The following is a 10,886-nucleotide window of genomic DNA, read 5'->3' on the forward strand; positions in this document are numbered from 1 at the left end:
CAAAAAAGCCAACTAATTCGCAATATTTTGTGTATGAATTAGTTGGCTAATTTTATACTATTTACTGAATGTCCCTATTATAAACTTTGAACAATTCTGTCTCAGGAACAGCTTTTTTGTGAGACATCACCAAGACTTCTCGTAACAATATTCCCTTGCGGGTGATCAAACGTGTCTTCATATTTGATGACACCTTTATTTGCTAATTCCTGAACATATGAATGGTCTTTTGATAAAGGCTCTATACCACCTTCTGGATTATAGCGATAAGCACGACTATCTCCACACCAACTTAAAGTGAGTTCATCACCAACAATCCATGCCATGATAATGGTACTGCCCATTCCTTTATGTTCAATATCATGTTTGGAGTCCTTTTTAATTCTAACATCGGCCTCGCTAATGACATGCTCCATATAGTTCTTGCGTTTCTGATGATCTTTTGCCAATTCTGGGTTTATCTTTCCTGGAGCAAAAAATTCTGCGACAGTATCGACTGCTATCTGAGATGCTACTTCACCAGCATTCATTCCTCCCATACCATCTGCAACAACCATCAATAAACCACACTCGGACATCGGCGTGTCAACATCTGGCTCGCCCTTGAATGGGGCATCTTTACTTAAATCATAAGCAAAGAAAAAATTATCTTCGTTGCCATTCCTCGGTGCATCAATAGAAAATTTTCCTGCCGCGTCTGTGTAGGCAACCATCCTAAAGATTATATTACTTTTCATTTCTTATTCTTTTTGTTTGTTCTTTTTTGTTTTCTTCTCGGTAGATACTATCGGAGTTAAATCTGTATCTTCATTTTCTTGTTCGCCTGTTATTTCCGTTTTTTCTTCATTTGGAATTTGGGAAACAGTTGAATTAAGTAAAACTCTAACCATATTCCATTTCTCATTTTGTTCTACAAGTATGCCACAAAGTATAAATGAAACAGAACCTATCACATTATATGAAGGCACAACATATATACCCGCAAGGATTTTTTTTGCAGTATTAGGTTGCTCTACTTCACAAATTTCTTCATTTAACTTAAACTCAATTTTCTTCTTAAACACAAGGTAAGTTAATGAAGAATCTTTTTCTTCTGTCAACCAGACAATCCATCCATTCTTTTCACCATCAGACGAATCGACCTTGAATCTTTCTCCTTTTGACACAAGGGTATCTTTAATGGAATATAGTATGTTTTTGGCATTACATGGTTTTGCATCAATACTATCAATCACCTTTTTAGTATCACCATCTGTAAATGATAATTGATATGGCACAGTATTATATTTGCCTCTATATTTATAGTAATTGGAATCATGTTCCCATGGACGAATCGCTTGATCAAGTAGAACAAAACCACCTTCAATTTTTATTCCCCATGATGTTACTACACCAAAAGCATCACTTCCATTTCTTCCGTATAGCTTTTGAGTCTTCAAGTCTTGCAACCGATAAGAACTAGAAACACTTACAAAACCTTTTTCAACAGCCGACTGTACGATCTGTTGATTTGACGTATTAAAAGAATAAAGATTGTCAATTTGAGCATTAGCTACCAATGCCCAAAACGTCATAACTAATATAGAGAATTTTTTCATCTTTCAACTTATTTTATAATCATCTAATTGCTGATATTGGAACTATAAATCCAGTATTTCTTCCTGCGCCTGCTGATACTATACCAACTACCTCTAATTCTCCTTTTTCATTCGTATAAAAAACAGGACCTCCAGAGTTGCCTTGTTCATAATTCGTGTCAGTGGTAAGTATGACCCCATTTTGTAACCCATTTGCAGCTACAATACCACTTCCGTAAATTGGATTTATGTCAGTTGGAGAGTTTGCACCTAAACCCAAAGGAAAACCTAAAACTGTCAATATAGTTCCCCGTTCAAGGCTGTTACTCTTTGAGAAGTTAAAGGATAAGCCTGCCCCTTTCGCATTAAAATAGGCATAATCTGTATTATCAAGTGATGCCATAACAACCTTCGTGCCATCTTCTGCATGATTTTCTCTATCATGAGAACGATTACACTGGAATTGATCACTTGTAAAAGTCATTTTGGTTCCAGAAGAAGATATCGCAATAAAATGAGCGACGACCTTACCACCATTATTCGCTATGGCATTAAGATTCAATAATGTCTTGTTAACATTGCCGCCACTAACAAAAAAATACCATCCCTCAGAAACATGTCTAGCTGTAACAAATCTACCATCGGAAAGCAAGAATCCAGTTCCAGACCAACCCGGAAGTTTATTCTCACCTCTACCACATTCTATTGTCGTTTTTTTGCCATCAGGGAATGTTATCTCAAAACCTAATGTTTGAATATAAAAGATATACGGAAGGCATTTGTTAATTGCTGCATTATCCACATTTCCTGAAACATTTTTGTTGATTACCTCTTTAATAATTTGAGGCTTTCTCTTCTTGAGTTCATCAATCTGTTTTCCCATTTCGTTGATGGTTTCTCCTTTTTCCGTAATTTCTTTGGCTAGCTCTGCATTTCTTGCATTAACCGCTATTATTTCTTGTGATTGTTTTTCAGTAACTTCTGCAAGATGTGCATTCTGTTGATGTAAATCATACAACTTATACCCACCTCCACATGAAAGAAGCACGATCAAACATGCTAAAGTTGCAATAGCAGTTTTGTAGGGTCTTAAAGCCTGTTGGCGGAACAGACTCATTCGGCGAGTCAATCCAATAGAACCGACCGTTGCTCTTTTACCAGTTGGAATAATAAATCCCAATTTGGGGTCATTGACTGACAGCTGGATTTCGTCACCGTTTTGCAAATACCATTCATCCTTTACCTTATGTTCATTAAGGAACGTGGAATTGGTAGAAGACAATTGGACAAACTTCCAATTTTCTCCATCCTTAACTATCGCAGCGTGCCTACGACTAACAGTAGAAAAACTCTCATCATATCGGATTTGGCATTTAGAAGACCGACCAATTTCAATTTGATCTACTATAATCTCCTGAAATTCTCCCGCCTGATGATACTTGGACGAAACTTTATGTTCCAAGATGTAATACTTCTTGGATGAACCCATAACGGATTTCATACCGGCTCCTATTGAACCGTTAAGTGTGCGTTTATAACGCTGTGTTTCTTGTGCCATATTTCTTAACTTTTAATTATCACTATTTATAAAACCTGTTTATCAGATTTTCAATTATATACGAATTCAAATTAGCGAACAGAGCATCTTGTTGCTTTCTCAAATAATGAATTCCCCACATTAACACAATACTCAGGACTAAGGCTACTAATGTTGTGTCAAATGCCACGGCTAACATACTCGTTACTTTTTCAAGTCCCTCGGGTGTACTAGCCTCATTAGCGTATCCAAGAGATGCTGCAATTCCCAAAACAGTGCCAATAAAGCCAACGGAAGGTACAGCCCAAGCTGCATAACTGATAAAAGCCTGCTCACTCTCATATTTTTCACTATATATTCGGATCTGAGCATCAACAAGACTAATAACCTCAGCACTTGACTTACTTAAACGGTACTTGGTGCAAGCCTTTATAATCAAATCTGTTAACAGATATTTTTTTTGTGTTCTATCTGTTGTACATTGAGTTTAATTTTATTTGCATCTTCGGCATTCAACACCCAATTTTCTTTTTCTGGAAGCAGATGCTGAGAAAGAGCCTTTTTCTCATCAGAGATTTTTCCTAATAAATGTAGAACATCCATTATTCCGAAAATACAGAAGAAATAAGTAACTTCTTGAATAATACCTTCTGGCATTGTCCCACCCAGCATAACAAGAATACGTGGGGCATTCTTGGTTGGCGTTATACTTACCAATAGCAGCATAATAATTAATGCTATGATAAGACTCAACATAATTCTATAAATCCTTTTATTCATTACTATACTTTTTATTTTACTACTCTGCCAGTTCCCCAAATGGGTTCTCTTATACCAATAAACTCAAATCCTGAGTTTGAAAGTCTGAAAGAAGCAACCAATTTGTTATTTCCCTTAGAAACAGCAATTGGCCCAATTTCCTTTTTAATTTCGTCACCCTTTCCTGGATGGAATACAAAAATACATGTAACATTAGCATTGCTTGAGGTGGAGTTTTCATATACATTAACCCACACTGTATACTCATCAGGATAGATTTGAGGTACATAAAACAGTTCAAAACGTTCTTTTGTTTCTTCATCTACTCTTTCTCTGACGTCTTCACCAAGAATGCCCCATTTCTTTGATGGATAGTTGCGCCAACACTGCTCTTGCGGTTGACCAAATTTCTGAACGCCCATATCTACGTCAGTGTCTGTTTCATTCCATTTGCAAAGTACACCAAATTTTGCAAAGACACCCAGCGTCTTCTCTACAGTGTCTGTTGTACTATTTGCCTTTTCATTTTTTTCTTTCTCGGCTTTTAACGCTTCTGTTAGTTCTGTTATCTGCTGTTTAAGTTTTTCTATTTCTTCTTGCTGTTTCTTGACTTTTTCTTTTAGAGTCGTGTTTTCTGAAGAAATTTTCTTTATATCCTCCTCCAGCTTCTCTATTTTGGTATTAAGTTCTGCCAATTTCTTATTAGCAACTTCTATTTCCTCCCGGATTTTTTCAAACACTTCTTTAGGAACTGAGCTTTTGATTTTCTCAATAGCTTCTTTCACATCATTTGTAACAGTCTTCAATTCTTGTACTTGTTTAACTAATTCTGGATCCTCTTGTACCCCTTTGGGGACAACAATGAACAAGATTATCACAGCTGCTAATGCGCCTGACAACAAATCTAAAAAGGACGTTCCAAATATGTTTATTTCTTTGCGGGCCATTATCAATATCCTTCAACTCTAAGTTTTACATCTCCGATAGAAATAATATCCCCTAATTTCAATGGAATTCCAGAACGATCAACTTCTGCCGAGTTTACATAAGTGCCATTCATAGACAATTTCCAGTTAGGTTTTCTGTTATAAGCATTATTACAGCAGGCTGTACATGTTTTACAGGGGAACATGTCTCTTAAACGTAATCCTATAGGGCAATCTACACGCCATTGACCATCACGAATAATCCATGTTCCTCTTTCGTAGTCTAACTCCAAAGTACAATGGCATCTTGATACATAGGAACTTAGTGATTCCTTAATTGGAATTGAATTATAAACTTCTTCGGTATCTCGACCGATAGTTAAAATCCTACTATTTCCATGCAACAATGTATCCAGGCGGTACTCTTTATTATATTCTTCCCCTTGCATCACTCTTAACAGTATGCCATTCTTAATAGTATTCCTTTGTTTAAAGGAATCAGAGTTAACAGGACGGTAAGTTCCTCCTAAATGAGGCAATAGAGTTAATACCTCATCAACACTCTGCAGACGTTTCTTAAAATCTGGAACTAAACAACCTTCGATTAATTGAAGCCACATGTATCCATTAGCAGAATGTTCAAGCAACTCTCTATTCCACTTTCCACGTTTAGCTCTTTCTGTATATTGAGGAAGATCAGACTCAGTCTCTAACCGACCAAAGGGTAATTCATAAGTCAATAATTGATACATCATTACCCCGAAAGAGTAGATATCTGTAGTAGGTAAGACGGTTGCATTGCCTCTTTTGGGATTAATCTGCTCAGGTGGCATATATGCAAAAGTCCCAAAAATCTGTTGAGGAACTCCAAAGATTCCGCGCTGAGTTAAGCGATTGTTTTGGTCACCAGAAATACCAAAGTCTGTAAGGACAGCTGTCCCATCATGACGTAACAGAACATTCTCTGGTTTTAAATCTCGATGTACTTTTCCTTGAAGGTGTAAATCCTTAAGTCCATACAGGATTTCTTTTGCGGTTTTTAGAAAATCCACATCTCCTTCCTCTGCCGCTTCCATCAAATCGCCGTTGGGACAAAATTCCATAATAATGAATGGATTACCTTCAACAGAACCTTTGTCATATGAATGAACGAGGTAATTACTTTTTATTTTACCTGTTTCATATTCCATATCAAATCTTTGCAAGAGTTGTTGTCTGTCATCACCAACAATCTCCCAGAGTTTTAGCAATTTAAGAGCATAATCCTGCCCACTTCTATCTTTTACACGATATACACACCCGAAACTTCCTGCTCCGAGCATTTTAATGACGGTATATTGTTTGTTAATAATATCGCCAGGATGAAATACGCAACGATTACACTGTACAGACATGGTTTACCCTTTAAATTCAAACAAACGGTTACCTAATGCTATAATATCACCTGATTCCAACTTGGTCTTTTTACTCACACGAATCATTGTGGATTTTCTCTCGCTATGGTCTTCAATGTACCACGCTCCATTTTCATGGGTCAATATTGCTTGTTCCTTTGAAGTGATTGTTTGATTATTGGGATCAGTATTTTCTCGATTCAGAACAATTACTTGACCAGAGTAGGTGATGGGATTGTATTGCACTTCTTCTTTTGTCCATGCTATTGGTCTTAATGTACAAAACTCGTCATGCTGAGGATTGTCCCATGCACCTACTGTCCCCATTCTTAAAGTTTGACCGCATTGCGGACAGAAACGCGCATTGGGGATAAGTTCTGCTCCGCATTTGGGGCAATAATTGGATTTACTTTTCTGAGATTGATGGTGTTCATTCTTTGCCCCATCTGTCGAAGTTCCGCAAGCTGGACAAACTTTCATGCCTTTTGCTAACTCATATCCACAATTCTCACAGACCTTATTTCCTCCTTGAGAGCCATTTACGCTATTAAAGACGTTACTCTCACGAACCGTCGAACGAAGAGAGTCATGCTCTTCTCTTATGCCTTCCCTTCCATAATTGCTATGGCTCTCGTGATCAATCATAGAACCACTAAGAGGTGCATTACATTTCTCACATTTTGATTTGCCTGCTGGATTTTCCCAGCCACAATTTTTACATCTCATATTTTTTGTTTTTTTGTATTAATGCAAAGCCATGAACGAATAAGTTATTTTACTTGTAAATCCCTCTCTTCCCAAGAGAGGGATAGGATTTGGAATAGGTTATAAATCAGGGATTTTTCTTCTTTAAGAAGCATTTTTGCTTAACATTTTCATATTTTTGCCCTACGAAGACATTTTTATCGTTGAAGAATTCATTGTTTTGCATTCTTTTGTATATCTTTGTGCTTGTAAATCCCTCTCTTGGGAAGAGATAACGCATTTTGCTTAACATTCCCGTCACAGTTTTTTCAATATCGTTTCATTCGCCTTGTCTATCGCGGAACTGTCCAGAGAGGCGAGATAAATCTGAGTGGTGTTCTCCGAATCATGCCCCATGCCCTCGCTGATGACGGACAGGGGGATGTTCTGACTTTTGGCTATGCTCGCCCATGAGTGCCTGCTCACATACATGGTAAGATTTATCTGAATACCCGCCATTGTAGAAATCTCTTTCAGCTTGTTGTTGACGAAACGCTGCATGTTACGGTACTGCATCCGTTCCCTGCCCGGCATCCGGATAATTGGCAACAAGTACCCCGTTTCGTTCACCGGGTATTTGTCAAGAATATCCTGCATGCACTTCTCCCATTTGATGAACATCTGTTGACCGGTTTTCCGGCGGCGATAGGAAAGAACGCCATTCCGCAGATTGCTCTTGTCAAGATAAGCCATATCTATGAATGACATGCCTCGCGTGTAGAATGAGAACAGGAACATATCCCTTGCAAAATCCAGGTTGGGCTTCAAAGACAAGTCCAGTTCCTTGATACGCCTGATGGCTTTCAAAGGAACGGCGCGTTTAACGGTCTTGTCTATCCCCGTATAGACATGCTTGAATGGGAAGTCTTGTACCGTCAGTTCTTTTTCCACGGCACGGTTATAGACCGCACGGAGTATGCGCATATAGAATGATACGGTATTCATTGTGACACCGTTGGATTTCAGAAATGCTTCGTACTCCATCATCAGGTCGGAATTGATTTCATCCAACATGACATCTTCATCGTTCCGGAAACCCATAAAACTGTGGAGCGTGCTCGTGTATGTCTCTGCCGTCCGCACCTTTCCCAACCGTTTCAGTTGGCTGATTACTTCATTCATGAATCCGAAGAGCGTGTGCCCGTTTGCCGTTTCCTGAAATTTTCTTACCACATCGTCTGCCGTGAAGCCATTACCGTTATTGGTCAGATCCACAATTATGGCATTCAGCCGTTTTATATCCCATGCCAGTTTTTGTGTAGCCTGTCGTATGATGGCTGTGCGCTCATTATATAAGGGAATGACTTTCGAATGCTTGTCATCCCACTCTTCCGAGAAAATCTTGTACCCGGTCGATATTTGCCTTACGGTTCGGCGGTGAGTGACAAGATAGACGATGCTGCCCGGATGGTCTTTGACCGTTGACGGGCGAAATTTTACTCTTACTGTTGTTATCATACATTGATGTTATGGTTCCTATTTATTTAATTTAATGTCCTACAAAATGCGCAGACGACAAGGCGTTGGCAGATGGAGTATTGCCAAAATGTCGGAATCATCGTGGAAACAATGCGTATCATCCTTTCAGCAACGCCCACAGTGCCACTACAAGGTAACAGAGAAGTTGCACGATAAGCAAAATCGTGAACCATCGGTTGGACAGCCAGATACCTTCATTGTCATGGAGGTGTTTGGCCATTTTGATGCTGTGTTTCTCCAACAGTCCTTCTTCGGCCTTAATGTGTTCGGCTGTGCATTGGTGTACTTTTGCCAGTTCATCCGTGCCGACTGTGGCTTGGATGACGGTATGCCGTTCCGCCTTGACAATGGCGTTGCAGATGCCATTCACGATGTTGTCCGCGCTGTCCTTGGTCGCAAGCAGGGCTTTGAAAGCCGTCCGCTCCCTTTGGAGGGTATGCCTCAAACTTCCGTGTATGCCGTTCAATTCCTCTTTGAGGGAGTTGATTTCCTTAAGCAAGGTGCGTAACTCGGCAATCTGGCAGCTGACTTCCTGAAGCAGTCCGTCAAGTTCCCGTTTGTCCTGTTCCAACTCATCTTCGGGTGTATAATTGGCAAGCCGCTCACGGAGAGCCGCCGTATCGGGTTGTTTCATTGTTGTTTATGTTTATTGGGTCTTTGTCATTTGCGTTTTATTCCGCCTTTGGGATGTCTGCCGAGCCTGTGCGAGGCCTCGCGCGCACAACGACGCATGAACTCAATCTCGTCCTCCTTCGGGTCGCGTCCCCATTTTAAGTCAGACTGCGAGCCGCCGCCACCTCCGCCCGATGTTACCTCGTAGGGTGATGCTATCAAAGTGAAGTAAGCCATAGCAAGGTTTTGTAGGGCTTGCCAGTTCACCAATTCCCGATAGTCGAACTCATCATTGAAAAAGTCAAACACCTTGTCCGGGAGATAACGCTTGTAGGTCTTTCCGTCATGCTCAAACACCGTGGGCAAACTGTTCGGCTTATAGGTCGTGTAGTCATCGTATATAGGATTGCTCTGCCGTATAACAGGCTGTGGTTTTTGCTTTATACCATTTGAAACGGACGGCTTCAGCGTTGATACGACAGGCTGTTTGGCTGTAGTGCGGACTTGTTGCGCCTTGTCCTGATGCAGTTTTTCCCATGTTTGTTTGATACGGGAAGCCGTCAGGTTGCGCCCCTTTCCAAGTTCCGAAGCCTTGAACCTTGAACTGCCCTTTTGAAGCACATAGCCGCGTATCACGCCTTTATTGTCCTTGCGTGGATAGAGCGTGTAACCTCTGGCGGCAAGCCTTTCCGTATAACCCTCCCAAGACCATTCGTACAGTTCGCATAAAGCCTCCATACACTCCTCACTGACTTGCGGAATACGGCTTTCATGTATGTGCATGGCCGTAATCCAACCTCTTTGCCGGGCAATCATTTCCGCCGCCCGTTGTGCGCGGATGTGTATGGCGTGGTCGTTGTTGATGTTCCTGTTCCCGTCTATCCGGCAGACAACGGCATGAAGATGAGGTATGCCGCTGTCAGACTCCCGGTGCAGCCACACGGTGGACTTGCTGCCCGATATGTTGGTCGGCACGGAAATGACCTTGCCGTCATCATCGGTTATCTCCTGATTGTCAAAAGCCGCCGCGAAGTCGTGCCACAGATTCCGCCAGTCCTCGACCGTAAAATCTTCGGTATGTTCCATCACCGGGCTTATCTCCAAGCGTATGACATTGTTTTTGATGTCCGGTCGGTTCATGGTGACGAACTTCATTTCCGTCCAGATGCCTGTTGCGTCCATGCCCTGAGGCATGAAGTTGTCGCAGATGCGCGTTATCTTTTCGGGATGCTTCTTGTTCCTCGATTCACCCGACACGTACAGTATCGCCCGGATGCCGTGGGCTACAGCCTTTGCCTTGGCTATCATACGGCATCCTCCTTCTTCGTTTGTTGTCCCTGCCGGATAACTGTTCACTTTCTGCGCGGACTGCAGGAAGTCGGTGACACGGTTCGTGATATGAGCCACTTTCTCGTACCATTCGAGCATGGTCGGCTGATGGCGGAAAAGGCGTATCTTCTCATCATCGTTCAGCCCGTGCAGGGCATTGGCGAAGTTCACCATGTCCGTCCTGCAGGCTGCAAGCTGCCTCAGACCGTCCACCTCCGTACCGGAAAGCCGCTGTCTGGGCCTGTAGTTGAGTGCCCTTGCACGGATGAAGTCGCTGCGTGTCATGCCGCATAGTTCTGCGGTAGTTCTGATTTGGAAAAGTTCCTGTTCCGTGACCTTGGTGACCACCACCTTGTCACGCCGTATAACAGGCTTCTTTTGGTCAGACTGCTGTTTTGAAGTATCTTCTTTGTGTGCCATAAAAATGTTCTTGAAATAATCGTGAAACGGTATCTAAAAAAGGAAGCTGCGAGCCTGCGAGCGGCCGGGACAACAGTCCGCCGGACTGTTGCGAGAGGGTCGTGGTAAT

At 41.4% G+C, this 10,886-nt stretch carries 11 protein-coding genes; all 11 read right to left on the bottom strand.

The window, feature by feature from the left end:
• Positions 1-101: 101 nt before the first annotated feature.
• Complete coding sequence (locus Q0Z70_RS11670; RefSeq protein WP_298074727.1) at positions 102-737, bottom strand: protein phosphatase 2C domain-containing protein; 636 nt, start codon at positions 735-737, stop codon at positions 102-104.
• A 3-nt stretch (positions 738-740) separates the two neighbouring features.
• Entirely contained in the window at positions 741-1,598 is an 858-nt protein-coding gene (locus Q0Z70_RS11675) for a hypothetical protein (protein ID WP_298074729.1), read from the bottom strand.
• 19 nt (positions 1,599-1,617) lie between these two features.
• Positions 1,618-3,135 (bottom strand): FHA domain-containing protein, encoded by a 1,518-nt coding sequence (locus tag Q0Z70_RS11680; RefSeq protein ID WP_298074731.1) that lies wholly within the window; start codon positions 3,133-3,135, stop codon positions 1,618-1,620.
• Between the two features lie 22 nt (positions 3,136-3,157).
• On the bottom strand, positions 3,158-3,553 hold the full coding sequence (locus Q0Z70_RS11685; RefSeq protein WP_298074733.1) for a MotA/TolQ/ExbB proton channel family protein: 396 nt from the start codon (positions 3,551-3,553) through the stop codon (positions 3,158-3,160).
• A 5-nt stretch (positions 3,554-3,558) separates the two neighbouring features.
• A complete protein-coding gene (locus tag Q0Z70_RS11690) occupies positions 3,559-3,894 on the bottom strand; it encodes a hypothetical protein (protein ID WP_298074735.1) in 336 nt (111 codons plus the stop codon).
• 11 nt (positions 3,895-3,905) lie between these two features.
• Positions 3,906-4,820, bottom strand: a complete 915-nt coding sequence (locus Q0Z70_RS11695; protein WP_298074737.1) for a DUF3829 domain-containing protein — start codon at positions 4,818-4,820, stop codon at positions 3,906-3,908.
• A gap of 2 nt (positions 4,821-4,822) precedes the next feature.
• Complete coding sequence (locus tag Q0Z70_RS11700; protein WP_298074739.1) at positions 4,823-6,193, bottom strand: FHA domain-containing serine/threonine-protein kinase; 1,371 nt, start codon at positions 6,191-6,193, stop codon at positions 4,823-4,825.
• Positions 6,194-6,196: 3 nt separating this feature from the next.
• Positions 6,197-6,919 carry a zinc-ribbon domain-containing protein gene (locus tag Q0Z70_RS11705; protein WP_298074741.1) on the bottom strand — a complete coding sequence of 241 codons (723 nt, stop codon included), beginning with the start codon at positions 6,917-6,919 and terminating at the stop codon, positions 6,197-6,199.
• A 276-nt stretch (positions 6,920-7,195) separates the two neighbouring features.
• Entirely contained in the window at positions 7,196-8,392 is a 1,197-nt protein-coding gene (locus Q0Z70_RS11710; RefSeq protein WP_298074746.1) for a site-specific integrase, read from the bottom strand.
• Positions 8,393-8,513: 121 nt separating this feature from the next.
• A complete protein-coding gene (locus Q0Z70_RS11715) occupies positions 8,514-9,050 on the bottom strand; it encodes a hypothetical protein (protein ID WP_298074744.1) in 537 nt (178 codons plus the stop codon).
• 26 nt (positions 9,051-9,076) lie between these two features.
• Positions 9,077-10,336 (bottom strand): relaxase, encoded by a 1,260-nt coding sequence (locus Q0Z70_RS11720; protein ID WP_298074748.1) that lies wholly within the window; start codon positions 10,334-10,336, stop codon positions 9,077-9,079.
• Positions 10,337-10,886: the final 550 nt, after the last annotated feature.

The sequence above is a fragment of the uncultured Bacteroides sp. genome (assembly GCF_947632445.1).
Classification (GTDB): Bacteria; Bacteroidota; Bacteroidia; order Bacteroidales; family Bacteroidaceae; genus Bacteroides.